Origin of the sequence: Actinoplanes sandaracinus, from assembly GCF_030009775.1 — a bacterium.
GTDB lineage: Bacteria > Actinomycetota > Actinomycetes > Mycobacteriales > Micromonosporaceae > Actinoplanes > Actinoplanes sandaracinus.
Map to the genome: position 1 here is coordinate 94,204 of NZ_JASCTH010000032.1, position 26,560 is coordinate 120,763.

Below are 26,560 nucleotides of genomic sequence, written 5' to 3' on the forward strand. Positions count from 1 at the left end.
TCCACCCCACAAGGAATCAGCCCCGCGATACGCGACGTTCACCCCGCCGGGTGCACCAGGCCGGGACAAGGCGCCGTGCCGACACCACGATCAACATCGTGCAGTGCACGTGGGGACTGTGCCAGGAGAGAGGTGTTTCCGACCCGGCACGCCGGACTGAGGCCCGGCGAGATGGGCATCGTGAGTGATGACATCGAACGTGTGATCCGCATCTGATCACGACACGGACCGGTACTCACTACGAGCCGTTAACTTGACACTCCCGGCCATGGGCGTGCTCGCCGCTGCCTGCGGTAACGTGGTGACGGCTGTCGCCCGCCGTTTCTGTCCTGTTTTGATCGGCCGTGGGGTGCGGATCTCGGCGCGGGTTGCTTTCGCGGCGTACATGCCGGTGTCCGCGAGGTTGATGAAGGCGTCACGGTCGAGGTTCTCTCCCCGGCCCGCGGTGGCGACGCCGATGGACACACCGACTCGCACTGTCGCACCGTCGATCCGGATCGGTTCGCGCACCAGCTCGGTGATCCGCTCGATCGCGCCGTCGCCGAGCTCGCCCCTGATCAGGATGAGAAACTCGTCGCCGCCGATCCGGCCGGCCACGTCGGCACCTTTCACGGCGTCGGCCAGCCGTCCCGCGATGGTCTTGAGGACGGTGTCTCCGGCGTGATGCCCGTGCTGGTCGTTGATCGGCTTGAAGCCGTCCAGGTCGCAGAGCAGGACGCTGACCTGTGCGAGGTCGCCGGCGCGCAACTCGGCCAGCGCCTCGTCGATGTGCGCGGTGATGTGCCGCCGGTTGAACAGGCCGGTCAGCTCGTCGTGGTGGGCGTGGTAGGCCAGTTCGCGTTGGGCCTCGCGTCGTTGCGTCGACAACAGTTTGAGGCGGAGCAGGACCAGCGGCACGATCAGCATCGAGCCGACCGGGAGCAGGATGCTCGCTCCTTCGTCGCCGCGGATCGCCTGGACCGCCGCCATCAGCGGATTGGTGCACAGGGCTGCGCCGATCCAGCCGAGCGGCGGCTCACCGGTAGCCGCTTTGATCCGGCCGCTCGGGAAGGTGATCTGCGGCGCCGCGGGCAGCAGAACCGCTACGCCGATGGCCAGGTACGCCCCCATCATCAGCTCGCTGGTCCAGGTCGCGGTGCCGTGCACGGTCAACACGGCGACCACTTCGCCGGCCAGCGTCATCGTGGTGGACAGGAGCAGGTATGCGATCGGCCCACGGGACTTCTTCGCCCGCACTCCGATCCGGACCAGGCAGCCCATCACGCCGCAGAGCACCATCAGGTCGGTGAGCGCCAGCATCTCGCCGAGCAACGTCGCGTCGGCGGTCAGATGGGGTGCGAACAGCCACGCCCACACCGGCGCGGCCGCACAGAGCCCCAGCAGGGCGGCATCCAGCATGCCACCGGAGTCGTTCTTGCCATGCCGGCGCAGCGCCCAGGCCGTGCCGGCCAGGAGGAGCCCGTGCCCGGTCGCGATGATGAAGTCGACCGGCTGCCCTTCTGCCCGGCCGAGGTGGTGCTCGGTGATCCACGTCGGCCAATAGGCCATGCTGACCGCGAGCAGGATCAGCCCTGCCGTTGCAGTGATCCACGGCCGCCGGTCGGTCAGGTGCCCCGCCCACATCGCGGCGGTGCACGTCAGAATCGGCAGGACCGACGCCACCGCGAAGATCACCGTACGCGCGCCCGGCCCGGCCATCGCGTAAGCGATCCCGAACAGTGCCAACACTCCGGCGAAGCCGGCGTGCACCGGCCACGCCGGTGCCGTCGCGTGCGGCCACCTCATCAGCGTTTCCTCCCTCTCCACAACGAGCAACCCATCGGCGGCCACCGGCGGAGTGTGAGCCCTTGCAAGCAATGCAGATTCCGATTGGTCCTCTGCACACCCGGATCGCCTCGACATGGCACGTGCGGTCACCGGGTGACTCGGTCGTGCGCACGCCTCCCGGCGCAAGGGTGACCTCGTGCCCGAACTCAGTCGGGTCCAGGCCGTGGCCGCCGGCGTCTGCGGTCCGGAACGGTCAACGGGTGCTGGCTCGTGAGGACAGCCTCTTGTTCGTCCACACACCGCTGTGTTCGCTCGAGGCCGATCTCTTAGGCCGATTCGTGATCCGGTGTTCGCGGTCTAGCATTCCTTCATGGCCAAACCGGATCCATCGGACATCTCCGGCCCGACGGTCCGCACCGCTATCTCGGGTAGCGCCGGCATGGTGCTGCGGCAGCCATTTGATGCCGCGACGGTGACCGCTGCGCGACACCTGCTGGCTTCGACGGTTGCCGAGGCAGGACTGACCGGTGACAGCGCCGACGACGTGGTCCTGGCGGTCAATGAACTCGTCACCAACGCTGTGCGCCACGGAGGCGGCACAGGCGTCCTCGAAGTGCGTGTGCTCGACGACGTGCTGGTGTGCGAGGTCATCGACTCCGGAACACGGGCCGATGGGCTGCCGGTACGATTGTCGGCCGTCGACGTACCCGGCGGGCGCGGGTTGTGGCTTGCTCATCACCTAACCGGCACGCTCGTGCTTACCCGCCGACCCGACGGTGTCACTGCCTCGGTCACCGTCTGCCTCTGCCCAGAACCGCCGTCCGCCACCGTACCGGCGGAGGACAACAGCGCTGCACCCGAACCCGCGAAGGGGGATTCATGAATCCGGAGCCGATGTGGCACCACGAGCAAAGCACCGATGGCGACCACACCACCATCGTGCTGACCGGAGAACTGGACCTGAGCAGCGCCACCGAACTCCAGAACCTGCTGGTGGACGCCGTGCGTACGGCGTCGATCGTTACCGTCGACGTCAGCGCCGTCGGTTTCATCGACTCGACCACCATCACGGCACTCGTCAACGCCCACAACACCGCTGCTACCACGGGCTGTCAGTTCACCCTGGCCAATCCCGCCGCGCGGATTCGCAGAGTCCTGCAAGTCACGGGGGTCCTGAGTACTTTCACCGCCCCCGGGTCGGCTCACTAATCGGGCCTGTTCCCAGGGCAGTCGGCGGTGCCGTCCTTGCCTTGCATAGCTGGATGTTGAGCACGCCCACGCAGGCCACTACCCGGACACCGTCGGCTCACGGAAGCAGGCGGCGAGCGCGATTCCGCGTGGCGCTGATTAGCCCTAAGGCAGCATCCGCAGTTGCCGATCGGACAAGTACCTACCCCTAGGTCGGACTGGCCGGGGCGTGTGACGTCGCTGCACGTCCCACGCCCCGGCCAGACGTATGCGTTCCTTAGGCCGTCCCCGCCACAGTCGTTGCCGCGCGTTTACGGCGACCGGGTCGAAGACCCCGAAAACACCCTACTCGGCTGCCCGGCGGGCCAAGGTATAGATCAACATAAGTTAACAGGCCTCCGATGCCGCTTACAGCCGATGGTGAATGACCAGGTCGTCGGCCCAGCGCAGAAGGTTGTCGCGGATGGTGGTGAGGGCGGCCGCGGCGGCGCTCAAATCGGCTGCCACATCCGGATACCGCTCGGCGGTCACGGCGACGGTGTGCGTGGTCGAGTCCAGCGCGGTGTGCGCCTGCAGGGCCGCGGCCAGGCATTGGTTGACGACGTCTTGAGGGTCGTTCCCGGTTGTCGGCCGAGGTACGGGCCGAGGTAGAGGCTGCATCCTTCAGATCCCGGTGTCGTACGGGTGTGGTCAGACTCGGTAGTTTCAGACTCGGTAGTTACTGACGGCCGCGCCGAGCCGTTGCGCCATGCCGGCGAGTTCGGCGGCGGCATGGCGGGCTTCGTCGGCGCTCGCCGTGGTGCTGTTCGCGGTGGCCGCCACGCTGTTGATGTCGGCGGCGATGCGCCCGGATCCGTGTGCGGCCTGACTGACGTTGCGGCCCATCTCGCCGGTGGTGGCGGTCTGCTGTTCGACGGCGGCGGCGATGGTGGTGGCGTAGTCGTTGATACGGCTGATCACCTCGCCGATGTCCGCGATCGCGGTGACCGCGGCGTCGGTGTCGGCCTGGATGGCGTTGATGCGCCGGCTGATGTCCTCGGTGGCGCGGGCCGTCTCCTGCGCCAGATCTTTGACCTCGCTGGCGACCACGGCGAAACCCTTGCCCGCCTCCCCCGCGCGCGCTGCCTCGATGGTCGCGTTGAGCGCGAGCAGGTTGGTCTGTTCGGCGATGGAGGTGATCGCTTTGATCACCTCGTTGATCTCGCTGCTGGCCTGCCCGAGCCGGGCCATGGTTGCGGTGGTGCGTTGCGCGGCCGTGGTCGCGGCACCGGCCACCTGGGCGGCATCGCCGGCGCTGGACGCGATCTCCCGGATGGACGCGCTCATCTGTTCGGTGCCCGCGGCCACGGTCTGCACGTTGTCGGAGATCACCTCGGCGGCCGCCGAGACGGAACTCGCCTGCTGGGCGGTGGTCTGTGCGGAGTCGGTCAACTGCCCGGCGATGTCGGACAACCGTTGCGACGTGGTGGCCAGCTCGCCGGCGTCGTCGCGGACCTCCCGCACGGTGCCCGCCACCTGGTGTGCGGTCTGGTTCAAGGTGGTGGCCAGCACCCCGACCTCGTCCGTGCCGCCGAGACCGGTCCGGGCGGTCAGATCGCCGTCGCCGATGCGGCGCAGCACCTGCACACACTGTGACAGCGGCCCGGTGATGCTGCGGGAGAAGAGCACCGCGACCGCGACCCCGAGGATGAGCACCGCCACGATGGCGGCCAGCACGACGGCCCGCCCGGTGCTGTAGGTGTCGTCGGCGTCGGAGTTCGCGGCTTTCGCCTCGCTGACGGTGGCCTGCGACATCGCTGTCATCGCATCGCGCATGGTGGCCACCAGCGGGGCCACCTCGGCGGACCGGATATCGCGTAGCTGCGGGATGCGCCCGGTGGCCGCGGCGGGGAAGATCTTCTCGGTGATGACCTGCTCGTAGCTGTCCCAGGCGGTGGTGAACTCGTCCAGCTGGGCGGTCTCGGCGGCGGTCAGCGACAAGGACCGGTAGCCGGTCATCGAGGCGCGTACCTCCTGGACCGAGCCGTCGAACTGATCGCGTTCCTCCGCACGGCCGGCGTCGTCGGCGGCGAAGACGTAGTCCAGCGAGTTGATCCGCGCCCGGTTGAACGCCGATCGCAGGTCGGCCACCGCCTGCGTCTGCACCGTCCGCGCGAACACGCCGTCGGTGGCATCGGCCAGCCGGGCCATCTGCGCCAGAGCGAACAGGCCCACGGCGCCACCGAGCACTGCCACCAACAGGACCACCACCGTGATCTTGGGGCCGATCCGGACATTGCTCAACCGGCGCCGCACCGTGGCGGTTCCAGCGGCTTCGCTTGCCGTTGCCGAAGTCATGACCTCATCATTGAGGAGGGAATGCCGTTGCCGAAGTCATGACCTCATCATTGAGGAGGGAATCCGGCCAATCACAAGAATTCCTCTTTTGCATCGGTTTGAATACTTCGTCAAAATTTGGGTACGCAGTGAGACCTTTTCGCCCGGCGCCGCCCGGTGCACCGCCGCCTTCTGAATCCCGTGACGACCGCCTGGCCGTGCGGATAGCGGGTGTATGACTTGGTTGATCCGGGTTGCCAACCGAGCAGGGCGGGCTCGGGAGCCGGTGCTCGTCGGCATCGACATCGGGACTGCTGGTGTCGTGGATGTCTGGGGCACGAGCAGCTCTGGGCGATGACCTGAGCGTGCTTGCCTCAGCCCGGCGGCCGGCGTGCCGATGGGGACGCAACGTCGGCGGCGCGTCGGTGCGGGAGGAATGGTGATGGGCACACTGCACACCGAAGAAGCGCAACAGGTGGCTGCCCTGCTCAGGACCGCCCGAGAGGCGCTGGGTCTGAGTTTGGCGTTCATGACGCGGATGGACGACACGCACCTGCATCTTGAGGTGCTGGACTCCGCCGTGCCGCTGCCCGTCCCCGGCGACGCGAAGCTACCCCGGCGTGAAACCCTCTGCCAGAAGATCATGGACGGCGAGCTGCCTGCGGTCATCCCCGACGTGCGGGTTCTTCCCAGCACCATGCGGGCATTCGAGGCTCCGGTGCCGCAGATCCGCAGTTTCCTCTCGGTGCCCGTGGTACTCAGCGACGGCAGCGTGTACGGAACCTTCTGCGCCGTCGGCTTCGCGGAAGACTCGGAGCCGATCCTCCGCGACAAGGCGATCATGGAGGTGCTGTCCCGGGCCGCGGCGCTGGTCGTCGAGCCCGGGGTGCGCAAGCGGGCCGTGGCCATGGAGATCCTGGACCGTGTCCGCCCGCTGATCGCCCGGGGCGGGCCAGTGGTTCTGCTGCAACCGATCGTCGACCTGACGACGTGGCGCCGGGTCGGCGCTGAGGCGCTGAGCCGGTTCCCCCAGGAGTGGAACCGCACGCCGGACGTCTGCTTCGCGGACGCGCACGGCGCCGGCGAGGGCCATCGTTTGGAGATCCAGGCTTTGCGGCGTGCGGCCGACCATTTGGCGGACGTCACCGGGTACGTGTCCATGAACGTCTCCCCGGCGACCCTGCTCACTGCCGAATGCTCGAGGATGCTGGAGATGATGCCGCTGCACCGGGTGGTGCTGGAGTTGTCCGAGCATGATCCGGTCGAGGACTATGACGCCCTCATGGCGGTTCTCGCGCCGTTGCGGGCCGGCGGCATGCGCTTTGCCATTGATGACGTCGGCGCCGGCTTCTCCTCGTTGCGGCACATCGTGATCACCGCACCGGACGTCATCAAGCTGGACCGCAGCATGGTCACCGGCCTCGACCGCGATCCGGTTCTGCAGGTGGTCGCCCGTTCACTGGTCGATCTCGCCCGGACCACCGGCGCGCAGGTCGTGGCCGAGGGCGTCGAGACCGAGGCAGAGGCGGCTGCGCTGCTGGACGTAGGCGTGGGGCTGGGTCAGGGATGGCTGTTCGACCGCGCCACCACAGTTCATGAACTGCGCGACTCGTACCACGCGGCGGCGTACTCCACGGCCGCCTGACCTCGTCAGCGTCCAGGAGCGGGAATACCCATACAACCCCAGATGAGATCCGCTGAGATCGGCGGAGGCTTCGACGTGGCGGATCGAACCGACGACCTCCCGTTTACAAGCGAGAAGTCGATCATCGGGGATGGTCCCGCCCGGCCCTGATAGTGCCCGTGACCTGCTGTTTCGTTTCAGTCGCGTTCCGGTGCATCCCGGGGGCGGGCGGATCATTCCGTACGGTTCCCAACCAAGATCCCTACCACCCGGTGCCCTATGGCCGATGACCCTGGAACCCTCTAGCCGACCATGTTCCGGCCGTTGGCGGGTACCCGGGTGTGAAACGGGCCTATCTGCCTGCCGACGTCGCGCGTGCAGCGCTGGCCGTGATCCCCATGGGATCGCCTAACCATCCGACGCCGTGCCGCGTCAGCGTTGGCGATTAGCCCTCGCAGACGGGGTTCTTATCGATTCGCTGTTCATGTTGCTGCTGGGCGGACCTCCACGTCCGAAACCTCAAGGTCCAGACCAGCAACACGCCGCCGAGTACGAGCAGTACACCCAGCCAGTACAGCAGGTCGTCTATCGGCCATACGGAGATGGCGAGCAGGGTAGCTCCCAGGCCCGCGATCAGCATTAGGGCGGCGCCCCGAAACCACTGGCGATACGGGGGAAAGCCGACAAGGCTGGACGCGACCGCTGGAACGAGACTGGCTGCTCCTAGGAAGCCGGTCGCTATGGCAGTGAAGTCCATCGGACAATCGGCCCCTTCGATCCAAAGTCGTAGCTCCAGGTTAGGGCTCGGTGCATCCCTGGCCTTCCCATCCTGATCGATCATGACCCCGTTGGGTGACGACGGTTTCCCATCGGCAACCAAGTAGTAGGCCGTCGGTAGGTTCAGTCGGGTGGGTGGGGGATGCCCCGGGCAAATAGGCACCCCCGGCACTGGTTCAGTTGACGGTTGCGCGTACCTGGGTCAGCACGTCGTCACGAAGTCGCTGGACTGAGGCGGTGTCGGGTCCTTCGACGTTGAGCCGCAGCATGGGTTCGGTGTTGGACGGGCGCAGGTTGAACCACAGTTCGCCGTAGGAGACGGTGAGCCCGTCGAGCCAGTCAATCTGCACGCCGGGGGTGTCGGCGTAGGTGGCGCCGATGGCTTTCAGCATGGCTGCCGGATTGGGCACCTCGGAGTTGATTTCGCCGGAGGCGGCGTAGCGGGTGTATTGGCCGGTGAGGTCGGATAGCGGCTGGTCCTGTCCGCCGAGGGCGGCGAGGACGTGCATGGCGGCGAGCATGCCGGTGTCGGCACGCCAGAAGTCGCGGAAGTAGTAGTGCCCGGAGTGCTCCCCGCCGAAGATCGCATCGTGCTCCGCCATAAGTTGCTTCATGAACGAGTGCCCTACGCGGCAGCGCACCGGCATCCCGCCGGCCTCGGTGACGATTTCGGGGACCGCCTTGGAGGTGATCACGTTGTAGACGATCGCTGCGCCGGGGACTCGGGCGAGTTCGCGGGTGGCGATCAGTGCGACGATCGCGGACGGGGGCACCGGGTCGCCGTTCTGGTCCACCAGGAAGCACCTGTCAGCGTCGCCGTCGAAGGCCAGTCCTGCGTCCGCGCCGTGTTCCACGACCGCTTTCTGCAGGTCGACGAGGTTCGCCGGATTGATGGGGTTCGCCTCGTGGTTGGGGAACGTGCCGTCCAGTTCGAAGTACATCGGCACGATGGAGAGCGGCAGCTCCGGCAGCAGAGTGTCACCCAGGACGGCGGGGACGACGTGGCCGCCCATGCCGTTGCCCGCATCCACAACGATCTTCAGCGGGCGGATGCCGGACAGGTCGACTAGGCCGCGCAGGTGCTCGGCGTACTTGGTGAGCACGTCCATGTTGGTGACGGTTCCGGCGGGGCCGTCGTAGGCAGCGATGCCGTTCTCTACCAGCGTGCGGATGTCGCGGAGCCCGGTGTCCTGCCCGATCGGGGCAGCCCCCGCGCGGCACAGCTTGATGCCGTTGTACTGCGCCGGGTTGTGGCTCGCGGTGAACACCGCGCCGGGCATATCGAGGTGCCCGGCGGCGAAGTACATCATGTCTGTGGAGCCCAGTCCGGCATCGATCACGTTGACGCCTTGGCTGGTCACGCCGGCCGCGAACGCCTGCGCCAGGGCGGGCGATGAAGGCCGCATGTCACGCACGATCACGATCGACGTGGCCTCGGACCAGTGAGCGAAGGCGGCCCCGATCTGCCGGGCAAGGTCCTCGTTGAACTGGTCCGGGACAGTGCCACGGATGTCGTACGCCTTGATCAGTTGGTCCAGGTTCGGCATCGCTGCGTGCGCCTTTCAGTAGTCGGACGGCGGGAAAACGAGCCCATGCGGTTCACCGGTAGTGAACACCATCACACGGACCGGAAGGTCGGCTAGGGCGGCATGAATCACCCCAATTTGCTCGATCGGTGCGAGCGCCACCAGGCAGCCGCCGTAGCCGGAGCCCGTCAGCTTCGCCCCGTAGGCGCCGCTGGCCAGGCACCGCGCCACACACTCGTCGATCAGTGGGGTGGAACACCGCACGAGGTCTCGCAACTGCTGGTGGGCATCCGTCATCAGCGTGCCCACCGCGCGGTAATCCGGCTCGGACTGTTGGAGCGCGGACGCCAGGTGCGACACGATCTCCGTGGTCGAGGCCGCGTAGTCGCGCATCGCGGGATCACCGGCTTGCCATCGTTCCCGTTTCGAGGCCAGCACCGTCGCGGTCGCCCGACGCTGCTGAGTGTCGATCAATACCAGCGGTACGCCGAGGGTGTCGGCGAGGCGAACCAGCCGAGGCGGGCTACCGGCCTCGATCCGGCAGACCCCGCCGTGTGCGCAGGCAAGGAAGTCCATCCACCCGGCACCCGTGCCGACCAGCTCGGACTCGGCTTGGTATGCGGCTTTCGCGACCCGTGCGGCTGAGGGCACTGTCGCGTCGGCGAATCGCATCAGCGCTCCCGCTGCTGCGAGGGTGAGGGCGGCGCTGCTGGACACCCCGGCGCCCATCGGAATGTTGGAGACCGCCGCGAGCCGGGCACCGCCGAGTAGCACCGCCCACCGCTCGGCGACCACAGCCGCGGCGGCTTGCAGCATGTCCAAGTCGTCGCCGGCCAAATCCCGCAATGCCGAGGTCAATACCACCCGCTCGGTGGGCTGCGACAGCGGCGAGGCGAGGGTCACCTCGAAGTGATTGCGCTCGTCGGGCGTGACCGTGACCGTCGTGTACAGCGGCACCGCCGCGACCACTGACGGGCCGTTCGTCATCCAGTCCAGTGACTCGCCAGCCAGGCACACCCGGCCCGGTGCGTACGCCGACACGGTCAGATCGGCGTACCGGTCCACGGGCGCGACCGTCGTCGCGGTCATCGCCGGGTCTCCGGTAGCGGCTGAGTGCAGGAGCCGCAGGCCGGTGACAACGACCATTCCGCGCGGGCGTGAGCCTGCCGGTAGGCGTTCATCTGTTCAGAACCCCACAAGTCCAGAAGCGACGCTTCCGGCTCAGCGAGCGACCCGATCACGTACCCGGCATGCGCCGGAGCCTCCGGGTAGACACAGCAGCACATCTTCAACCGGCCCAGGTAGTCGATGACGGCGCTCGTCGCGGTCATCAGGCACGGCTCGGTGCGTTGCCGGGCCAGCAGCGGCAGGGAGGTGACGGAACCACCCCGATGGTTGTACGCCTCGATGATCTGCGGCGAGATCACCTCCACCCGGCAAGTCGGTAACTCAGCCAGCCCCGCCAGCCCTTGCCGCACCGGCTCGAACCGCCAGTCCGCGGCTTGCGTCAAGCCCTTCTGGCGAAGCCACGATGTGATCGCCTCGTAGGACGCCGGCGTCTGCGCTTCATGCGGGTAGCGAGTCACCCTGAGGTATGCCACCCCGGCCGCGATCAGCCGATCGAACAGCGCCTTGTCGAGCATGTCACCGTTGCTGTAGATCGCGGGCTTCGCCGCCGCAGCGACCGCACGGACGTACCCGATCTCGTCCAAGATTCTCGGGTTCAACAGCGGCTCGTTGTAGTTGTGGAACGCGAGGACCCCATCGAATCCCGCCGCGCCCAACTCGTCGACGACCCGTCGGAACAGGCCCCACTCCATGACCTGTTGCGTACGCCGGGCATCGTTCTCGGCGTTCGGGCACCACTGGCACGTCCGGTTACACCGGCGCGACGTCTCCACCTCCACATACCGTGGGAGCATCACCGCCACCGGCGATGCCACCGTCACAGCGGAGCGCATTGCAACCATCGTTTCCTCCCCAGAGGTAAGACCCGCCACCAGATCGCGACACCGGTAAACCGCGATATCGATCCAGGCGTGACGACGGCGGGCGCATTTGAAAGGAGCTGCCCTCACGCTGGCCTAGGCGTCATTTGTGCCTCGCCCTAAGGGCGCCGCGCTCGGCGAGTTCGTCGAGCCTGCTTGCGCCGTGAGGAGCATGGAGGCGGTGTGCGATCCCGACATCTCATTGCGTGAATCCCACAGGTCACCGGTGAGCGTTTCGATTCCGCCGCCCGCGTTCGTGATGGTCTGCAAGACTTCGACCATCTTGGGACCGGGCTCGGGGAGCCGATCCCAGTCCGCCACGAGCAGCCGTTCAGCGAGGTCAACGCGCCCCACCGCCACCGCCATGCTGTACGGCAGGACTTTCGACTTCGCTCGTTTAGTCGTGAACTCCGCTTTCACCCGCACGTTCTTGGCAGCCACGTACTCACGGAGCCGCCGCAATTGATGTTCCAACTCGGCATCGGCGGCTTCCCCGTGGCACTCCCCATCGGCGACCGCCAGTAACACGTACATCAGTTCTCCTGTCCGGTCGTTTCGCTCTGCGTCATGCGGGTCGGTCGGCGGATCGCTGAATCGTGGTGAGGTCGTCAGGAGCCTGCGCCCGTTCCCATGCCGGAGTCCGGGACCGGCCGGCGGGCGTGACTAGTACGGAGGAAGTCGCCTGTCACGCCCTCCACCCCCGGGGGCGTGCTGGCGTTGTGAGCCGCTCATTCCGGCCACCCCGTACCGACCCGGACCAGCGACGGTGACCGGCCGCACCAGCCACACACCGTCACGGCCGCTGCTTCCTTGTCCGCAAGAAGATCGGCAGCGGCGGCCTTACGTAAGCGGGCGAGTTGGGCCAGCCGGTCCGCCTCGGTGACGAACTCCCCGCCGGTGCCTAAGACTTCGTCGCACCGCGCCCAGAACTGCCGGGAAGCCGCGTTGAGTCGTCCGATCTCCGCGTTGGCGATCGTGCTGCGTGACCACTGCGTCAGATACGCGAACTCCCATTGCGTCAGCCCCGCCGCGTGCCGCCGCAACGCCAATCGCCGTCCCAGCCGCCACCAGCCGACCGCCAGCTCCTGCACCCCGGCCTCGGGGTCGGATGCCGTCACACTCGCCCCAGTGAGAAGGCGATTCGATGTAGACACGTCATCCACTCCCACGTCTGCGAGTAGTCGGTAAGAGCCAAGAGGCAGACGGGCGTGACCATTCACGGAGGAAGACAGGTCACGCCCGCCGCCATCCCCGTCACGCGGCGCGCGTGGCGTGACGGGCGTCCATAGGCTCCGGAGCCAGTGGCATCCGGTCGTACGGGGTGCTACGGGTCACCGCTGGCCTGGGGGGTGTTCGTGCCGGGGACGGGCGTGGCCTCTTCAGGGGGAACCGAAGCCACGCCCGTCGTCTCTTCCGGCGCGACCACACGTAGACGTGGTGTTCCAGGCCGTCGCGGTCATGGAACGTCAGCCGCCCACCACCCTCGGCCGCCAGGTGGACCAGCGCCGAATAGAACCGCTGCGCCCGATTGATGCAGTCGGTGCGCGTGTCCCCGGTGATCACGCTGGCCGCTCGTACCGCTGCCCATGCCTCGGGCAGCAGATGAACCGTCAGCTTGACCAGGTCGTCGTCGTCACGCCCCGCTGTGGCCACGAGCCGTTCGTCACGGTCCTTCATCAGCTACTCCCTCCGACTCCGTCCCGCCGGCGGGGTCCGGCTCAGCCGGGCGCAGGAAGCCCAGAAACCGCTCGTACAGATCCGGCACCGGACCCGTCCCGTCCTGGGTGAAGTCCTCGATCGCCTCATACATCAGCTTGGCCATGAACAGCAGCGCGGCCATCCGGTCCAACGGACGCTCGTCGAGCAACATCGCCTGCCGTTCCGGGCACGGCCACGGCTTGCCGCAGTCCTCACAGCGCCAGCTCGGCCGCGACGCCCGATGCAGCCCTAACACCGTCACCGCGCTACCCATGACCGCAGCCCCCGACCCCGAGCAGCGGCACCACACGACGGCGCTGCTGAGGCACACGGGGCGCGCTGACGTCCCTGCCGCGATGGGCGCAGACTTGGCGGTGCGCCCGAGCGTCGCGGGCTCGCGTACCGCTTGCCTCGTCGGCGTGCAACATCTCCAGCGCCCATGACATCGCCAGCGGCGTCGGTTTGCGGGCCTCCGCCTCGGACCACAGCGCCGTCGCCTCGTCCCGCCGGCCACACAGCAACAGCAACGAGATGCACTCGATGGGAACCCGTGGCGAGCGATAGTTCGTTCCGAACTTCGGCAGGTCCCATGCCTGGCGCAGCACCGCTACCGCCTCGTCGCAGCTTCCCGACCGGTGCAAACAGGTCGCCCACTCAATCCGGGCTTCCCCCGCCTCGTCCCACTGCTTGCGTCGCTCATGGGCCAGCACCGCGACCTCCCACGCGGCAGCGGCCTCCCGCCGATTGCCGAGCCGCTGACAGAGGCGCCCCAGTGCCCAACTGGCCGTACACGACTGCTTCGACAGCGGCCCCGCCAGCACCGACGCGGACCGCTGCGCGTACCGCAGCCACGCCAGCGCCCGATCCTCCGGCCCCACCCGGGCCTCACCGAACAGCAACACCGCCGCCTCGGCCAGCTCCAGATTCCAGCCGGTCACCGCCGGATCCACTGACTCCAACAGATCGGCCAGCACCCACACTCCGGCCATGTCGAAGCAGTCCGGATCCGAGCCCAACGCCGCCTTCACGGCGTCTCGCAGCATCGGCCACTGCTCACCGGCAGCCGCCGAACCATCCACCCGCTCGGTCATCTCCGCCGTCCCCTCTGCTGCGTTGATCGGGTCAGCCGTCATCGGACACCGCCCGCGCCGACGCCATCGCGCACTCGCTACAGCGGCCACACTCCTGCGGCTTGTACAGGCAGATGCAGTCCGCTCCGGTCTCCGGATCCAGCGCCGTCACCGGCACCTCGCACGGGCGCGTGACGTTCATCAACGCCGCATAGCCGGTCCAGCCGTCGCAACGGACCGCCAGCCACTGCACGAACCGCGGCAAGCCGGGAGGGTTCACGCAGTCCACCGCCTCAGCCCAGGTGGCGTTCACCGGCCCGTGCGTGATCGTCCACGCCGCCCACCGTTGCGCCTGCTCCAGCGCACCCGGATCGGTCAGCGTTTCATCCAGGTCGACGACTCGCAGATAGCGCTTGTGCCGTGCAGGTTCCTCCAGCACCCAACAGCCATGCGGCACTGCGCTGAAGCGCAGCAGGTAGCACAACCAGTCCTCTTCGCCGTACAGGTCAGTCAGGACCACGAAACCGTCGACGTCGCGGTCAGCCAACCGTCTCCGCCCACCGCCGAGGCGAATCAGGCACTGTGGCTTGTACCGCTGCTCCGGGACGAACCCGCCGGGAGTCCGATAGGTCATGGCGCACCGTCTCCGGCGTCCTCTACCGACAGGCACGCGCAATCGGCCCCGGTAGCCGGGAGGACATCGCGGACCGGCAGCATGCACAGCGACGACACGTTGAACAACGGCGCGTAGAACGAGCGGCCCGCGAACAGCACCGCCCGCCACTCCGTCACCCGAGCCGGAGCGGCCGGAACCGTCAGCCAGCCCGTGCCGGCCGCCGCCTGCTCCTGCCGGAGAAGGTCCGACGCCTCGACGAACAACGTCGCCCACTGCTGCGCCGCCGCCACATCGCCTGGATCGCGCAGCGTCGTGTTCCACTTCACGACTTCCAGCCGCACACCCGTCCCCTCAGGGTCGTACAACGCCCAGTGCCGCTCGCGGCCATGGAAACCCAGCAACACATCCAGCCACCACGACGCCGCCACACCGACCTCATGACGGTCCTTCAGCACGATCGTCTGCGGCGCGTACCCGGCGTTACGGTCGGCCAGCGGCAACCGAGGCCGCTGGCCCGAGCCAAACGGACAACGGAGCCCATTCACGTGCCGACGCACCTCAATCACCCCCGGCACCCCTTCCGGACCACCGGCGGAAAACTCCGGCCCGGACCCGCATTCCGTGCCGAGCGCGGCCTGCTCGGCGCAGCCTCCACCAGCCGCAACCCCGCCACCCGCACATAGATGTCCCGGCGCGCAACCGCCTGGTTGTCCGGCCCCAGCACATACACCGCCAGCCAAGCCCAGCCGTCGTAGGTCGGTTTCAGATCCACCCACGCCACCCGGACCCGCAGCCCTCGATCGCCGTCGAACTGCACACTCGCCGCCCGACCCACCAGGAACACATCGCCAGGACACGGCCACACCGGAACTCACCGCTACCCCGCCAGCAGTCCCGGCGAACCGACCCGGCGCGCGCCGACCAGTTCAGGGCGACTTGCTCCCGGCAGACGCGTCGGCAACCGCAACGTCCGGGAGAAGATCACCACCGCGTTCTCACGGCGGGGACACGGTCCCGGTACATCACATACGAGGCATCGGCCCGTCGCACTCGACGTCACATGCTGGTTGAGTAGCGCCTGCGCTGCTTGCAGCTTCGTTTCCGCCGTTTTGGCGTAGTACGAGGTCGCCACGGGGGGCTCCTTCCGGTGTTCCGGGATGGCGTCAATGGCGGCACGCGGCTGGTTTGGCGGACCGCGCTCACCACTCGTGAATTTGGTGATCGACAGTGCACTCAGCGTGAAATGCCGCTCCCGGCTAGAGTGTCGCGATCCAAAGAGGACCGGAAGGCCGTTGTTAGGACTTAGAGAGGACTTAAATGGGCAGCAAGTGCCGGATGCGGGGGTCGCGAGTCCTCCTGGAGGCCATGATGTTCTACCGTAAAGGAAGATGCCCCGCACGGAGGTGACGCTGATGACCCCTCGCCCGCCGATGAACACTGCGCTGAAGGCCGCTCGGCAGCATGCTGGCTATGCTTCGCAGCAAGCTTTCGCCAGTGCGCTAACGGAGGCCGCGCTCCGTATCGGGCTAAATCAGACCGAGGTCAGCGTTCGCCAGGTTCGCCGTTGGGAGTCAGCCAAGCCGCCATGGCCCCGAGCCGACCACCAGCGTCTTCTCGTGCACGTTCTACATCTCCCGATAGACCAATTGGGCTTTACGCCACCATGGCAAGACCAAGGCGTTGCGCCGGCCCAGGAGGCCGCTCCGCGTCATCTTCCTGACCAGGCCGCCGCCCTGCCGTTGCCGCAGGCCGCCACACCGGTGCAGCCGCCGACGATTGGCGCTGACTTCGCCACCATCACTATTGCGCATCGCCGTATGTATTGGAGTGTCCAGCCGACCCAGTTGCATCCCACCGTTGTGGAGCACACTCGCCTTGGCCTGCAGCTCCTTGCCGAAACAAGCGGTGTTGCCCGGCGCTTGCTGGCCACTTCGCTCGCTGAATCTCTGCTCCTGGCGGGTCGCATCGAGTTCTTTGATCTCCGCCTTCCCGACGAAGCAGGGAATACTCTAATCCGTGCACTTCAGGCGGCAGGCGAGGCGGACGATCCGTTACTTGGTGCGGCGGTCCTAGCTCATGCCGCATTCGTCCCCGGTTGGGAGGGGCGCCGAAGCGAAGCTCAGGAGCGGCTTCGCGCGGCCCGAGCTTATGCGCGGCGCGGCCCAGCCTCCGCAGAATTCCTCGCATGGCTTGATGCTGTTGAAGCCGAGTGTGACACCCTCTGCCGGCATCCGAAGGATGCGCTCCACGCGATCGACCGCGCGGAGCGCATATTAGCCAACGGCGCAAACCACATGTCGCCCGAATGGTTTACATGGTTTTCCGCAGCCAGGCTTGCCGCTTTCAAGGGAAATACTCAACTAAAGGCTGGCCGGTACAGCCAAGCACGGAAAACCCTCACTACCGCTTTGGCTGGGCTCACCTCAGATGAGGGAAAGCAAAAGACGGTCCTGCTAGGCGACCTTGCGGCCGTGGAGGTTGCCGAGGAGAAGCCCCGGGAAGCCTGCATGCGTATCCATGAGGCGCTTGATCAACTAGCCGTGACCTGGTACGCCACCGGGATGGAACGCATACGAGCGGTACGCAACTCCCTGCAACCATGGGCGGACACGGACTATGTGCGTAGAGTAGATGACCGGCTCTACAGTTGGCAGACCACCCTTACCGCGTTGCGGCGTTGAACGCCGCGATCCGCCCAGGAAGCTCGGCGAGTGAGTCAATCCTCATGGTGGCGAGGCGGTCCGCGTCAGGATCATTCTGCTGAATCGTGGCCCACGGTCCTCGGCGTATCAGGGCCGTCTTGAAGCCCACCTTCACGGCTGGCCGGATATCATTGTCAAGCCTATCGCCGACATACACTGTTTCTTCGGGCTCGCACGGCGTTTCCCGTGCGACGGCTTCAAAGAATCGATGATCTGGTTTTGACACGCCCCAGTCATCAGATGTCGCGATCATGTCGGTCGGCAACTGAAGAGATCGGAGGATCTTCCCAGCTCGGATTGTTTGATTCCCCGCAATGCCAACCCAAAGCCCGTCCTTGCGGAGCTGCTCCAAAGATGGGCGCACATCTGAGTAAAGGTCTTCATCGTCAAAATGCTCTGGCTGGCCCGCTTCGGCGCGCTTTTCACGCTCTACCGTTAGGTCAAATCCCGGCTGGAATACCTGGAAGACGTCGCGATAGTCCTTCCCTAGCGCGATCACAGCACCAAATACCGCAGAGAATGTGTGTCTCGGCACCCGGAGCCAATCGGCCCACGTCCCATACTCACGTGTCTCATCAACCAGACACTCACCGACGTCGAACACCACCGCACGGATCATGAGTGGAGCCTAACGCAGGAACGTAGGCAGCGATGCGGGGCCGACGCCCACTGAAAGCGACTACGCGGCCGCAAGGAGGACAGCAACGAGCCATCCCGTAACGAGGGCAGGTCCCATCGGCATGATTCCGTCCTTGCGGGTTCCCGTCCTGATTGCAAGGGCAGCGGCTCCCTGTAAAAGGAACGCTCCAACGATGCCCGTGGCCGCGGCGTGCCAGCTCAGCCACCCCAGGCTGAGCGTGACCGCGCCGGCTAGCGCAACGTCTCCGAGGCCGAGTTGGCCTGGGAGTGCCAACGCCACGGTCAGCAGGGCGACGGCCGTGATTGATCCGGTGGCGAGTGCCCGCAGGAGTGAACCGGGATCTCCTCCAAGGGAGGCATCGGCGGTGAAGCAGAGGATGCAGGCCGCCACGAGGGTGCCGGTTATGGCGTGTGGAAGTCGACGACGGCGCAAATCGATGACCGCTAGACAGACTCCCAGGACGGCGAACAGCCAGAATGCTGGCAGCGCGGCCGATGGCTCGATGCGCCCGGTGACAAGCCCGGCAACCGTACCGGTCAGAAGCGAGACGGTCGCGACAGCCGTCGGACGTGCGGGCGTGCCGAACCACCAGCGCTCCGGTACGCGAAGACTGCCCTGCGCTGGTGTCGCGTACGCGATGGCGGCGACGGGGATACCAGCGAGCGCACCCACGACAGCGAACCCACATGTAACAAGGGCGTGCACCTGCTATTGACCGTCGCCGTCTTCGTTCTCGTGGTGTTCTTCTTTCCACCGACCGAGTCGTGAAATCACGTCCATCAATTCGACGCCTTCGGCGGTCAGGCGGTAGACGGCGAGGCGTTCCTCCCGGTGGTGCTCAACCAGGCCTTCTGCTTGCAGAAATTTCAGCGTGTGGGTCAGTGTCTTGGGGTAGACGACCTTGGGGCTGTCTTGCGATACGGCATGAAGGAGCTGGGAGTACTGCAGTGGTCCCGTCCGGAGGTTCTTCAGGATGACACGGTTCAACTTTCGGCGTGCAAGTTTGTAGATGGGTTCAAGATCGTTCGTCAAGCGCAGCTCACCTCCCCCCGGTCACGAGCGCGCGACGCTAAGCGATCAAGTGTAGGACTCTACGCAACCGTCAAGCCAGTGATTTGTGTTCGTGGCTATGTTTTTGTCCTATGTGTATGACCGGCGAGTTGCACTGATGTTCATCATTGCGGCGCAGGCAAGAAGAGCGCCGTGCCCTACCGGGCGTGCCTGCCGGGGCGAGCGTTGCGGATGGCGACCCATTGCTGAAGGCGGATCATGTGAGCAGTGACCTCTTCGCCCTTAGTGGTCAACATGAAGCCCGTCTGCGGATGCGGCTCGACGTCCAGGCTGCCGCACTGATAGCTGAACACGAGGCGCTCGGCCGCCAGTGCTCGTAGCAGCGACAGCGCCTGGCCCACTACGGCCGCAATCTCGGCGAAGGTGGCCACGCCGGCGCGGACGTACAGCGCATGAAGCACCTCATACACACCAGGACGCGCAAGTACGGCAAGCGCCTGCTCAATGCGGGTGTCGTCGTCCATTGCGGTACACCTCCCTCGGGGTCAAGGAACTTTTTGAAATAGCCGCAATAGCCCGCTCACTCTGGGCTATATGACCTCTATGTGCCAAATCGCTGGCTATTTTGTCCCGTTTTGCGCGGCGGTACGTGCCTCAAGGTACGTACCGCCATGCACGTTCTTTTGGCCGCCTCGAAGGCACGTTCCCGCAGGCACGTACGTTGCAGCCACTGCGAGGTGAAGGTGTAATCACAGCTCGTGACCTTGCGGTGGGCTGTCCTTAGTGGCCGATGCTAAGGGTTGTTAACGCGGTTCGCCTATAGGAGGACCGTCCACGAGTTTGGAGGTACTACCCGGTGCGCACCCGTCCCGTTCTCGGTGGTCTGCTGGCGCTATCAGTCCTGCTTAGTGCGGCGTGTGCCTCGAACAAGTCAGAGAGCACCCCGAGCATCCCGCTGCCGGCGCCATCATCGGCAGCGCCGACCCTCGAACCGAGGGCTGTGGCGGAACGTGACGCATTGACGGCGTATCGCGGCATGTGGAGCGCCTTTGTTGAGGCGGCGAAGACGTCGGACGCGGAAGCTCCGCAGTTGCGCGAGTACGCCTCTGACCAGGCGTTGAGCCTGATCGTAAGCGGGCTGCTCACAGATCACGCTCAGGGGAAGATCACGAAGGGCGACCTTGCCGTGAATCCCAAGGCGACCGAGGTCAAGCCTGAACAGTCGCCAACAGAGGTGACTGTTCTGGACTGTGTCGATTCTACGAAGTGGCTGGAGTACAAGTCCTCCGGAGAGCTGTGGGATGACGAGCCAGGCAGCAAGCACCGGACCACGGCAACGGTGAAGCGCTCTGACGACACGTGGAAGGTCAGCTCGTTCATCTTGGAGGAGTCAGGGACATGTTAGGACGGCAGCGGCCCGCACTCCTTCTGACGGTCCTCGTCGGCCTGCTCGCCAGCGCGTTCATGCCCGCACCGGTCTGGGCTGGCGACGGTACCGGGAAAGTGGAGTGCGCCAGGAGTGACCCTCGCCCGGCTTGCAACATCAGCGCTGGGACTCCGCAGCGGCCCGGTAAGGGTAGCGACGGCGGCGGAAAGGGCGGTCGGAGTGGTGACGGCAAGTGCCGTGGTCCCCAGGGTCAAGAGATTCCGTGTGAACGAGACGGGGGTCGAGTCGGGGCGGGCGGCTGCTACTACAGGCCCGCTAACGATCTGGGTCCGGGCATCATCGAGATCCTGGGTGGTCAGCCTGTTGGAGAGGGCGGCTGGTATTACCGGGACTGCGGCGACTCCGAGGGGTATACCGGGCCGTTCTGGATCGCGGGGGCTCCGCCGGTGGTGTCGCCCGAGGTGGTCGCCCGTCAAGCGGTGGCGAAGTTGCAGTTGCCTGAAGTGACGATTCGTATGAACCCGCCGGGTGACCAGCTCGTCAACTTGCCGATCTGGCTGGCTCTGGACGCAGCCTCGTGGACGTCGCAGTCGGCTACGGCGTCTGTTCCGGGGGTGAGTGTGACGGCGACCGCTCGTCCGGTGAAGGTGGCGTGGTCGATGGGGGACGGCACCACTCGTACCTGTGACGGTCCGGGCACGGCGTGGACGGCGGGTACTGATCCGAGGGCGGCGTCTCCGGATTGCGGGCACGTGTACCGGCGGGCGAGTGACGCCTACCGGGTGACCGCGACGGTGACGTGGGAGGTGACCTGGGCTGGGGCGGGTCAGTCCGGCACGGTGCCGGATCTGACCACCAGCGGTCAGGTGCAGACCCGGGTTCAGGAGTCCCAGGCGGTCATCAGCCGCTAGCTCGCATAACGAGTCTTTGTAAGCGCCAAGTCGGGGAGGACGTTGGTCATGGCGCTAGGTTCCGTGCGCCCTAAAACAGGGTTGGAAGATCGTCCGACGGTTGCCGCGCCGCGTGCGGGGCGGGGGCCGTGGCGGGCGGCCCGGCGGCGCCGCAGGTTGCCGTTCGTGGCGTTGGGCGGGTTGCTGGTCGTCTTGTGCGTGCTGGGGTACGCGTGGGGCGCGGTGCGTCTCGGTGACCGGGTGCAGGTGCTCGCGGTGGCGCGGCCGGTCGCTGCTGGGCAGGCGATCACCGCTGCCGACTTGCGGCAGGTGTCGGCGGCTCAGGACCCGGGGGTGCAGTTGATCCTCGCAGGGCAGGCCGACCAGGTGGTCGGTCGCACGGCGGTCGTTCCGTTGGTGGCCGGGACTCTGTTGACTCCGGCGTTGGTGGGTGATGCGGCGTTCCCTCCGGCGGGGAAGGTTGCCGCGTCGGTGGCGTTGAAGCCGGGCCAGTATCCGCAGGGGCTGGCCAACGGTGCGCGGGTCGCGGTGTACGTCTCCGCCAGCGGTATGGGCAGCGAGGGGAAACCGGCTCCGGCCGCCGCCTCGCCCACTGCGAGTGGGGTGATGCCGGCGGTGGTGCTCGGCGTGGATCTCGCCGGTGACGGGCAGGGCGCGACGGTGATCACGCTGCTGTTGAACGACTCTGACGCGCCGAAGCTGGCGGCTGCAGCGGGGTCGGTGGTGCTGATGCAGACCGCGCCCGGAGGCAACTGACATGCCACTCGTAGCGGTCACCTACGTCAAGGGGCGCCCCGGCGCGACGACCACCGCGCTCGGGCTGGCCGCCGTCGCCCCGGCTGACTTGCGACCGGTGGTGGTGGAGGCTGACCCGGCGGGCGGGGATCTGATGCGCCGCCTCGACCTGGCGGCGACGCCGAGTCTGGTCGATCTGGCCGCCGCCGCGCGAGGAGCCACTCACGCGGGGGACGCGTTCCCCGCGGGGCAGCAGACCGCTGTCATCGGCGAGGTAGGGGTGCCGGTGGTGGTGGCCCCGGCGGGCGGGGCGCAGACCCGTGCCGCGCTGCCGGAGTTGACCGGCACCGGACGGGCGGTGCTGACCACCCCGCAGCGCCTCGTCATCGCCGACTGCGGACGCCTCGCCCCCGGTTCTGCGGCGTGGCCGCTGCTACGCCTGGCCGACGTGGTCCTGGTGATGGCCCGTGCCCGTACGGACGAGCTGGCCCATGTCCGTGAGGTGCTGGCGGAGCTGGTCGATGTCGGCGCGGGCCGTCTGGTGGTGCTGCTCGCCGCCGGAGGCCTATACCCGGCCGCGGACGTGGCCGAGGTGCTGTCGACTCATGTAGCCGAGGAACTGGCCCGTGACCCCGCATCGCTGGGGGTGCTCGGTCCGCTGCCGGACGACCGTAAGGCGGCGGCCGTGCTCGGCGGGGAGCTGGTCGCCGGGAAGCGGTGGCGGCGCCTGCCGCTGATGCGCGCCTATGCCGCACTCCTTTACGATCTCGCCCCGCACCTGGTGACCGCTCCCGCCAACGACGCCCGTGAGGAGGCCATCGGATGAGCTACCCCTTCGATCCGCGCCGGCCGGGCCGCAACGACTTCACGCCCGAGCTGGCCCCGGATTCCAGCGAGATCATGGTCGTGCGCCGGATCCGCCGCGAGGTGGCCGAACGACTGACCCGCGCCACCCGGGCACACGAGACCGCCACCGGCGCAGTGATGTCGGCCGTCGAGCAGCAGGAGACCACCCGCCGTCTCATCACCGAAACGCTGGACGTCTATGCCACCGAGGAGATGAACGCCGGTCGTCCGCCGTTGCGGCCGGACGCGGAGTCGCGGGTGGCGCGGTCGGTGGCGGACATGCTGCTCGGCGCGGGTGGCTTGCAGCCGCTACTCAATGACGAGCGGGTGGAAGACATCAACGCCAACGGCTGTGACCAGGTGTTCGTGCGCTACACCGACGGCAGCAAGGTACAGGTCGGCCCGATCGCCGACTCGGACGCGGAGATGGTGGAGCTGATCCGTCGCCTCGCCGCCGACGCCGGCCGCGCGGAGACCGGCGGAGAGGGTGCCGAGGAACGCCGCTGGGACCGGGCCGCACCGATTCTGCGGCTTCAGTTGCCGGACGGCTCCCGCCTGCAAGCGGTCATGTCGGTGACCCGGCGCCCGTCGCTGTCGATCCGCCGTCACCACTACATCAAGGTCACCCTTGCCGACCTACAGCAGCTCGGCACCCTCAACCCGGCGTTGCGCGCCTTCTTCGCCGCCACGGTCCGGGCCAGGTTGAACACCCTCGCCGCTGGGCGCACCGGCGCCGGAAAAACCACCTTCCTGCGCGCACTGGCGTCGGAGATTCCGGCGGACGAGCGGCTCGTCACCATCGAGGACACCTACGAACTGGCCCTGGACGCGGACAAGGCGCTGCACCCGGACGTGGTGCCGATGCAGTCGCGAGACGCCAACGTCGAGGGTCAGGGCGCCATCGACATGAGTGAGTTGTTCCGCTCCGGGCTACGGATGTCGCCGGACCGGGTGATCGTCGGCGAGATCCGGGGCCACGAGGTCATCCCGATGCTCAATGCCATGTCCCAGGGCAACGACGGCAGTCTGGGCACCATCCACGCCTCCTCGACGGCCGGGGTGTTCAAGAAGCTCGCCCTGTATGCGAGGCAGTCCCCCGAGCGCCTCGAACCGCCGACCACGAACCTGCTAGTGGCCGAGTCGGTACACCTGGTTGTCCACCTCACCTTGACCGACGGCGGCCGACGGGTGGTCACCTCCGTGCGGGAGGTCGTGGATGCCGACGACCGATCGATCGCCTCGAACGAGATTTTCCGGCCCGGCCCGGACGGGCGCGCCGTTCCAGGCTCGCCGCCGTCTACCGCGCTGCTGACCACGCTCGCCAATGCCGGGTTTAACCCCGGGCTGTTGGATGAGGCCCGCACCGCACCCGGTGGGGGGTGGTCGTCATGACGTTGACGGTGCCCCTGGCCGCGCTGCTCGGGCTCGGTACCGCGTTCGGGGTGGTCCTGGTTGCCTTGGGGTTGTCGGGCCGGGATAACGGGCCCGCGGACCTCGAACCGGACTCGTGGCTGTCGAGGTTCACCTCGGCCCGTGGCCCGGTTGATCGCCGCCGGGTAGCGGTGTGTGTGGCCGTGGGCGTGGTGGTGGCTGTGCTGACCCGCTGGCCGGTCGCGGCGGCGCTGTGCGCCGTGGGGGCGTGGGTGCTACCGGCGGTCATCGGCCCGGACCGTGACCATGCCCGCCGGGTCGCCCGGATCGAAGCCATCGCCACGTGGACCGAGGCGCTGCGTGACAACCTGTCCGGCGCGGCCGGGCTTGAACAGGCCATCACCACCAGCGCCATCGAGTGCCCCGAGCCGATCCGTGACGAGGTGATCCGCCTGGCCACCCGTCTGCAGCGCAGTTGGCGGCTGGCGGCGGCGTTGCGGGCCTTCGCCGCCGAGCTGGCCGACCCGACCGCCGACCTCGTCGTCGCCGGCCTGCTGATGGCGGCGCGAGGCAGCGCCGGGCAACTCGGCGAGGTCCTCGGCGAGTTGGCCACCTCCGCCCGCGCGAAGGTCGCCTCCCGGCAGCGCATCGCGGCCGGACGCAAACGCAACCGCACGAGCGCCCGGGTCATCGTGGGCGTGACGCTGGCGATGGCAGGTGTCCTCACCCTGATCAACCGGGGCTATCTGGCGCCGTTCGACACCGCCACCGGACAACTCGTCCTGCTGATGGCCGGTGGATGCTTCGCCTTCGCGTTCTTCTGGCTGGCCCGGTTGATGCGCGACCGGGACAACTCCCGCATCCTCGCGGGCGTCGCCGGAGACTCCGACGCGCGGGCGGTGGTGGTGTCATGACCGCGTTCCTGTTGTTCGGTGTCGGCACCGGCCTCGGGCTGTGGCTCATCGTCGTCGGTTGGGTGCCTCCACCGCCCCGGCTGGACAAGGCCCTTGACGCCCCGTACGGACAGACCCGCCGTGCCGAGGCCGAGGCGGCCGAGGTCGCCGCCGGGTGGGCGGGGCGGTGGGGCCGTCCGGCGGTGCGCTGGCTGCGCCGCCTCGGCCTGCCCACCAAAGGCACCCGCCGCGATTTGGCGACGGTGGACAAGCCGGTCGACGTGCACCTCGCCGAACAGGCCACCGCGACCGTCTTCGGGCTGCTCATGCCGCCGGTGTTCGCCACCCTGCTCGCCCTCGCCGGAATGGCGCCGGGCGTGACGGTGCCGGTGCTGATCTCGCTCGTGCTGGGTGTGGCCGGGTTCCTCGCCCCGGAACTGTCGGTGCGCTCGGACGCGGCCAAGCACCGGGCCGCGTTCCGCGACGCCCTCAGCTCCTTCCTGGACCTCGTGGTCATCTCCTTGGCGGCGGGTTCCGGGGTCGACCAGGCGCTCGACGAGGCCGCCTCGGTCGGGTCCGGCCCGGCATACGCGGAGCTGCGGTACGCGCTGACCGAGGCCCGGCTGGCGCGAGTGCCGCCGTGGGACATCCTCGCCGCTCTGGGTCAGCGCCTCGCCGTGGCGGAGTTGCAGCAGCTCGCCGCGACCGTCGGTATGGCCGGCACCGAAGGCGCTCGGGTCCGCTCGTCGCTGCGCTCCCGGGCGGTGGCGCTGCGCGACCGGCAACTCACCGACGCCGAAGGTGAGGCCAACGCCGCGACCGAGCGGATGAGCCTGCCCATCGTCGCCTTGTTCGGCGGCTTCCTGATCTTCCTCGGTTACCCCGCTTTGGCCGCCGTCCTCGGCGGTCTTTGAACACCCGCCGGTTCATGAATCCCGCCACCGTCGCGCCGACCGAAAGGAGCCCAGGCGTGAGTACCGAAGAACGCGTCATCTGGCCCCTCCTCTGGGCCGCGTTCGCCGTCGCAGCCGTGGTCGTGCTCGTCGCCAAGTGCACGTGACGCACAACCCCCGCCCCTAATCGCACACCCGAAGGAGACGGCAATGGCTTCGACCGCCACCACGAGACAGCAGGCCACCGTGCCGTCGGGACGGCCCCACATGGTGACCGAACGGTGGCTCGCCGGGTCGCTGACCAGCTCCGGACCTACCCGCACCGATTCCGTTGTCGCCCGCATTCGAAGGAGGCGCACGCCATGACCGAACTGCTGAGCTACCTGACCGCCGAGATCCGTCACCGCTGGAAGACGGTGCGCGACACCAAGGACGGCGGCTACTCCACTGAGTCCGTCCTTGTGACGGCGTTGCTGGTGGCGATGGCCATTGTGGTCATCGGTGTCATTGCCTCGAAGCTCAAGGCCAAGGCCGACGGCCTCAACCTCGGCTGACCCATGCGACTGATGACCTTGCCCCGGAACCGCCGTGCCGCGCGCCC

Annotated in this window: 30 protein-coding genes; 12 read left to right on the forward strand and 18 right to left on the reverse strand. The window is 67.4% G+C overall.

Going from position 1 to position 26,560, the window contains the following annotated elements:
- Window positions 1–216: 216 nt before the first annotated feature.
- A complete protein-coding gene (locus tag QLQ12_RS37710) occupies window positions 217–1,785 on the reverse strand; it encodes a GGDEF domain-containing protein (RefSeq protein ID WP_282765708.1) in 1,569 nt (522 codons plus the stop codon).
- A 352-nt stretch (window positions 1,786–2,137) separates the two neighbouring features.
- On the opposite strand from QLQ12_RS37710, the gene QLQ12_RS37715 reads away from it, so the two are divergent.
- Both QLQ12_RS37715 and QLQ12_RS37720 read left to right on the forward strand, forming a co-directional pair.
- A complete protein-coding gene (locus QLQ12_RS37715) occupies window positions 2,138–2,650 on the forward strand; it encodes an ATP-binding protein (protein WP_282765709.1) in 513 nt (170 codons plus the stop codon).
- A complete protein-coding gene (locus QLQ12_RS37720; RefSeq protein WP_282765710.1) occupies window positions 2,647–2,976 on the forward strand; it encodes an STAS domain-containing protein in 330 nt (109 codons plus the stop codon). Before QLQ12_RS37715 ends, QLQ12_RS37720 begins: the two co-directional genes overlap by 4 nt.
- A gap of 387 nt (window positions 2,977–3,363) precedes the next feature.
- Here the strand turns inward: QLQ12_RS37720 and QLQ12_RS37725 are convergent, their stop codons facing one another.
- Both QLQ12_RS37725 and QLQ12_RS37730 read right to left on the reverse strand, forming a co-directional pair.
- A complete protein-coding gene (locus tag QLQ12_RS37725; protein WP_282765711.1) occupies window positions 3,364–3,615 on the reverse strand; it encodes a hypothetical protein in 252 nt (83 codons plus the stop codon).
- Window positions 3,616–3,660: 45 nt separating this feature from the next.
- Window positions 3,661–5,292 carry a methyl-accepting chemotaxis protein gene (locus QLQ12_RS37730; RefSeq protein WP_282765712.1) on the reverse strand — a complete coding sequence of 544 codons (1,632 nt, stop codon included), beginning with the start codon at window positions 5,290–5,292 and terminating at the stop codon, window positions 3,661–3,663.
- Between the two features lie 421 nt (window positions 5,293–5,713).
- Here QLQ12_RS37730 and QLQ12_RS37735 point away from each other — a divergent pair, with 421 nt between their 5' ends.
- Entirely contained in the window at window positions 5,714–6,916 is a 1,203-nt protein-coding gene (locus QLQ12_RS37735) for a sensor domain-containing phosphodiesterase (RefSeq protein WP_282765713.1), read from the forward strand.
- Window positions 6,917–7,340: 424 nt separating this feature from the next.
- Here QLQ12_RS37735 and QLQ12_RS37740 read toward each other — a convergent pair whose 3' ends face one another.
- From QLQ12_RS37740 to QLQ12_RS37790, 11 genes are all read right to left on the reverse strand, one after another.
- On the reverse strand, window positions 7,341–7,652 hold the full coding sequence (locus tag QLQ12_RS37740; protein ID WP_282765714.1) for a hypothetical protein: 312 nt from the start codon (window positions 7,650–7,652) through the stop codon (window positions 7,341–7,343).
- 196 nt (window positions 7,653–7,848) lie between these two features.
- The gene (locus QLQ12_RS37745; protein ID WP_282765715.1) at window positions 7,849–9,219 is read right to left on the reverse strand and encodes a phosphomannomutase/phosphoglucomutase; all 1,371 of its coding nucleotides are present in this window, start codon (window positions 9,217–9,219) and stop codon (window positions 7,849–7,851) included.
- A gap of 15 nt (window positions 9,220–9,234) precedes the next feature.
- Window positions 9,235–10,185 carry a mevalonate kinase family protein gene (locus tag QLQ12_RS37750; protein WP_282765716.1) on the reverse strand — a complete coding sequence of 317 codons (951 nt, stop codon included), beginning with the start codon at window positions 10,183–10,185 and terminating at the stop codon, window positions 9,235–9,237.
- Between the two features lie 98 nt (window positions 10,186–10,283).
- Window positions 10,284–11,159 (reverse strand): radical SAM/SPASM domain-containing protein, encoded by an 876-nt coding sequence (locus QLQ12_RS37755; protein WP_282765717.1) that lies wholly within the window; start codon window positions 11,157–11,159, stop codon window positions 10,284–10,286.
- Between the two features lie 123 nt (window positions 11,160–11,282).
- Complete coding sequence (locus QLQ12_RS37760; protein ID WP_282765718.1) at window positions 11,283–11,720, reverse strand: recombinase family protein; 438 nt, start codon at window positions 11,718–11,720, stop codon at window positions 11,283–11,285.
- 194 nt (window positions 11,721–11,914) lie between these two features.
- The gene (locus QLQ12_RS37765) at window positions 11,915–12,304 is read right to left on the reverse strand and encodes a helix-turn-helix domain-containing protein (RefSeq protein WP_282765719.1); all 390 of its coding nucleotides are present in this window, start codon (window positions 12,302–12,304) and stop codon (window positions 11,915–11,917) included.
- A gap of 136 nt (window positions 12,305–12,440) precedes the next feature.
- Window positions 12,441–12,863 carry a hypothetical protein gene (locus QLQ12_RS37770; protein WP_282765720.1) on the reverse strand — a complete coding sequence of 141 codons (423 nt, stop codon included), beginning with the start codon at window positions 12,861–12,863 and terminating at the stop codon, window positions 12,441–12,443.
- Complete coding sequence (locus QLQ12_RS37775; RefSeq protein ID WP_282765721.1) at window positions 12,850–13,146, reverse strand: hypothetical protein; 297 nt, start codon at window positions 13,144–13,146, stop codon at window positions 12,850–12,852. Before QLQ12_RS37775 ends, QLQ12_RS37770 begins: the two co-directional genes overlap by 14 nt.
- 4 nt (window positions 13,147–13,150) lie before the next feature.
- Window positions 13,151–13,975, reverse strand: a complete 825-nt coding sequence (locus QLQ12_RS37780; protein ID WP_282765722.1) for a hypothetical protein — start codon at window positions 13,973–13,975, stop codon at window positions 13,151–13,153.
- Between the two features lie 31 nt (window positions 13,976–14,006).
- On the reverse strand, window positions 14,007–14,501 hold the full coding sequence (locus QLQ12_RS37785) for a hypothetical protein (protein ID WP_282765723.1): 495 nt from the start codon (window positions 14,499–14,501) through the stop codon (window positions 14,007–14,009).
- Window positions 14,502–14,584: 83 nt separating this feature from the next.
- Entirely contained in the window at window positions 14,585–15,070 is a 486-nt protein-coding gene (locus tag QLQ12_RS37790; RefSeq protein ID WP_282765724.1) for a hypothetical protein, read from the reverse strand.
- Between the two features lie 888 nt (window positions 15,071–15,958).
- Here QLQ12_RS37790 and QLQ12_RS37800 point away from each other — a divergent pair.
- The gene (locus tag QLQ12_RS37800) at window positions 15,959–17,251 is read left to right on the forward strand and encodes a helix-turn-helix domain-containing protein (RefSeq protein WP_282765726.1); all 1,293 of its coding nucleotides are present in this window, start codon (window positions 15,959–15,961) and stop codon (window positions 17,249–17,251) included.
- Here QLQ12_RS37800 and QLQ12_RS37805 read toward each other — a convergent pair.
- The 4 genes from QLQ12_RS37805 to QLQ12_RS37820 all read right to left on the reverse strand — a co-directional run bounded on the left by QLQ12_RS37805 (window position 17,232) and on the right by QLQ12_RS37820 (window position 19,447).
- Window positions 17,232–17,891: an HAD family hydrolase gene (locus QLQ12_RS37805; protein WP_282765728.1), complete on the reverse strand. Its 660-nt coding sequence runs from the start codon at window positions 17,889–17,891 to the stop codon at window positions 17,232–17,234. The two genes, QLQ12_RS37800 and QLQ12_RS37805, sit on opposite strands and share 20 nt — an antisense overlap.
- Before the next feature lie 60 nt (window positions 17,892–17,951).
- Window positions 17,952–18,584 (reverse strand): prepilin peptidase, encoded by a 633-nt coding sequence (locus QLQ12_RS37810; RefSeq protein ID WP_282765729.1) that lies wholly within the window; start codon window positions 18,582–18,584, stop codon window positions 17,952–17,954.
- A 36-nt stretch (window positions 18,585–18,620) separates the two neighbouring features.
- The gene (locus tag QLQ12_RS37815) at window positions 18,621–18,944 is read right to left on the reverse strand and encodes a winged helix-turn-helix transcriptional regulator (protein WP_282765731.1); all 324 of its coding nucleotides are present in this window, start codon (window positions 18,942–18,944) and stop codon (window positions 18,621–18,623) included.
- 176 nt (window positions 18,945–19,120) lie between these two features.
- On the reverse strand, window positions 19,121–19,447 hold the full coding sequence (locus QLQ12_RS37820; RefSeq protein WP_282765733.1) for a hypothetical protein: 327 nt from the start codon (window positions 19,445–19,447) through the stop codon (window positions 19,121–19,123).
- A 476-nt stretch (window positions 19,448–19,923) separates the two neighbouring features.
- On the opposite strand from QLQ12_RS37820, the gene QLQ12_RS37825 reads away from it, so the two are divergent.
- The 8 genes from QLQ12_RS37825 to QLQ12_RS37860 all read left to right on the forward strand — a co-directional run bounded on the left by QLQ12_RS37825 (window position 19,924) and on the right by QLQ12_RS37860 (window position 26,513).
- A complete protein-coding gene (locus QLQ12_RS37825) occupies window positions 19,924–20,328 on the forward strand; it encodes a hypothetical protein (RefSeq protein WP_282765734.1) in 405 nt (134 codons plus the stop codon).
- Window positions 20,322–21,221, forward strand: coding sequence for a hypothetical protein (locus QLQ12_RS37830; RefSeq protein WP_407651676.1), 900 nt, complete (start codon window positions 20,322–20,324; stop codon window positions 21,219–21,221). Before QLQ12_RS37825 ends, QLQ12_RS37830 begins: the two co-directional genes overlap by 7 nt.
- 165 nt (window positions 21,222–21,386) lie before the next feature.
- Window positions 21,387–21,977: an SAF domain-containing protein gene (locus QLQ12_RS37835; protein ID WP_282765744.1), complete on the forward strand. Its 591-nt coding sequence runs from the start codon at window positions 21,387–21,389 to the stop codon at window positions 21,975–21,977.
- Window position 21,978: 1 nt separating this feature from the next.
- Window positions 21,979–22,782, forward strand: coding sequence for a hypothetical protein (locus tag QLQ12_RS37840; protein ID WP_282765735.1), 804 nt, complete (start codon window positions 21,979–21,981; stop codon window positions 22,780–22,782).
- Window positions 22,779–24,194: a CpaF family protein gene (locus QLQ12_RS37845; RefSeq protein WP_282765736.1), complete on the forward strand. Its 1,416-nt coding sequence runs from the start codon at window positions 22,779–22,781 to the stop codon at window positions 24,192–24,194. Before QLQ12_RS37840 ends, QLQ12_RS37845 begins: the two co-directional genes overlap by 4 nt.
- Window positions 24,191–25,087, forward strand: a complete 897-nt coding sequence (locus QLQ12_RS37850; protein ID WP_407651677.1) for a type II secretion system F family protein — start codon at window positions 24,191–24,193, stop codon at window positions 25,085–25,087. The genes QLQ12_RS37845 and QLQ12_RS37850 overlap by 4 nt, the downstream gene beginning before the upstream one ends.
- Window positions 25,084–25,980, forward strand: coding sequence for a type II secretion system F family protein (locus QLQ12_RS37855; RefSeq protein ID WP_282765739.1), 897 nt, complete (start codon window positions 25,084–25,086; stop codon window positions 25,978–25,980). The genes QLQ12_RS37850 and QLQ12_RS37855 overlap by 4 nt, the downstream gene beginning before the upstream one ends.
- Window positions 25,981–26,321: 341 nt before the next feature.
- Window positions 26,322–26,513, forward strand: coding sequence for a hypothetical protein (locus tag QLQ12_RS37860; protein WP_282765740.1), 192 nt, complete (start codon window positions 26,322–26,324; stop codon window positions 26,511–26,513).
- The last annotated feature ends 47 nt before the right edge of the window (window positions 26,514–26,560 follow it).

What these genes read in the sequence shown, in the direction of transcription:
- QLQ12_RS37830 (WP_407651676.1), top strand. Translation starts at nt 20,322, where the DNA reads ATGTTAGGACGGCAGCGGCCCGCACTCCTTCTGACGGTCCTCGTCGGC.
- QLQ12_RS37720 (WP_282765710.1), top strand. Translation starts at nt 2,647, where the DNA reads ATGAATCCGGAGCCGATGTGGCACCACGAGCAAAGCACCGATGGCGAC.
- QLQ12_RS37800 (WP_282765726.1), top strand. Translation starts at nt 15,959, where the DNA reads ATGCCCCGCACGGAGGTGACGCTGATGACCCCTCGCCCGCCGATGAAC.
- QLQ12_RS37735 (WP_282765713.1), top strand. Translation starts at nt 5,714, where the DNA reads ATGGGCACACTGCACACCGAAGAAGCGCAACAGGTGGCTGCCCTGCTC.
- QLQ12_RS37770 (WP_282765720.1), bottom strand. Translation starts at nt 12,863, where the DNA reads ATGAAGGACCGTGACGAACGGCTCGTGGCCACAGCGGGGCGTGACGAC.
- QLQ12_RS37750 (WP_282765716.1), bottom strand. Translation starts at nt 10,185, where the DNA reads ATGACGAACGGCCCGTCAGTGGTCGCGGCGGTGCCGCTGTACACGACG.
- QLQ12_RS37845 (WP_282765736.1), top strand. Translation starts at nt 22,779, where the DNA reads ATGAGCTACCCCTTCGATCCGCGCCGGCCGGGCCGCAACGACTTCACG.
- QLQ12_RS37860 (WP_282765740.1), top strand. Translation starts at nt 26,322, where the DNA reads ATGACCGAACTGCTGAGCTACCTGACCGCCGAGATCCGTCACCGCTGG.
- QLQ12_RS37745 (WP_282765715.1), bottom strand. Translation starts at nt 9,219, where the DNA reads ATGCCGAACCTGGACCAACTGATCAAGGCGTACGACATCCGTGGCACT.
- QLQ12_RS37760 (WP_282765718.1), bottom strand. Translation starts at nt 11,720, where the DNA reads ATGTACGTGTTACTGGCGGTCGCCGATGGGGAGTGCCACGGGGAAGCC.
- QLQ12_RS37715 (WP_282765709.1), top strand. Translation starts at nt 2,138, where the DNA reads ATGGCCAAACCGGATCCATCGGACATCTCCGGCCCGACGGTCCGCACC.
- QLQ12_RS37710 (WP_282765708.1), bottom strand. Translation starts at nt 1,785, where the DNA reads ATGAGGTGGCCGCACGCGACGGCACCGGCGTGGCCGGTGCACGCCGGC.
- QLQ12_RS37850 (WP_407651677.1), top strand. Translation starts at nt 24,191, where the DNA reads ATGACGTTGACGGTGCCCCTGGCCGCGCTGCTCGGGCTCGGTACCGCG.
- QLQ12_RS37855 (WP_282765739.1), top strand. Translation starts at nt 25,084, where the DNA reads ATGACCGCGTTCCTGTTGTTCGGTGTCGGCACCGGCCTCGGGCTGTGG.
- QLQ12_RS37740 (WP_282765714.1), bottom strand. Translation starts at nt 7,652, where the DNA reads ATGGACTTCACTGCCATAGCGACCGGCTTCCTAGGAGCAGCCAGTCTC.
- QLQ12_RS37820 (WP_282765733.1), bottom strand. Translation starts at nt 19,447, where the DNA reads ATGGACGACGACACCCGCATTGAGCAGGCGCTTGCCGTACTTGCGCGT.
- QLQ12_RS37780 (WP_282765722.1), bottom strand. Translation starts at nt 13,975, where the DNA reads ATGACCGAGCGGGTGGATGGTTCGGCGGCTGCCGGTGAGCAGTGGCCG.
- QLQ12_RS37840 (WP_282765735.1), top strand. Translation starts at nt 21,979, where the DNA reads ATGCCACTCGTAGCGGTCACCTACGTCAAGGGGCGCCCCGGCGCGACG.
- QLQ12_RS37730 (WP_282765712.1), bottom strand. Translation starts at nt 5,292, where the DNA reads ATGACTTCGGCAACGGCAAGCGAAGCCGCTGGAACCGCCACGGTGCGG.
- QLQ12_RS37805 (WP_282765728.1), bottom strand. Translation starts at nt 17,891, where the DNA reads ATGATCCGTGCGGTGGTGTTCGACGTCGGTGAGTGTCTGGTTGATGAG.
- QLQ12_RS37725 (WP_282765711.1), bottom strand. Translation starts at nt 3,615, where the DNA reads ATGCAGCCTCTACCTCGGCCCGTACCTCGGCCGACAACCGGGAACGAC.
- QLQ12_RS37755 (WP_282765717.1), bottom strand. Translation starts at nt 11,159, where the DNA reads ATGCGCTCCGCTGTGACGGTGGCATCGCCGGTGGCGGTGATGCTCCCA.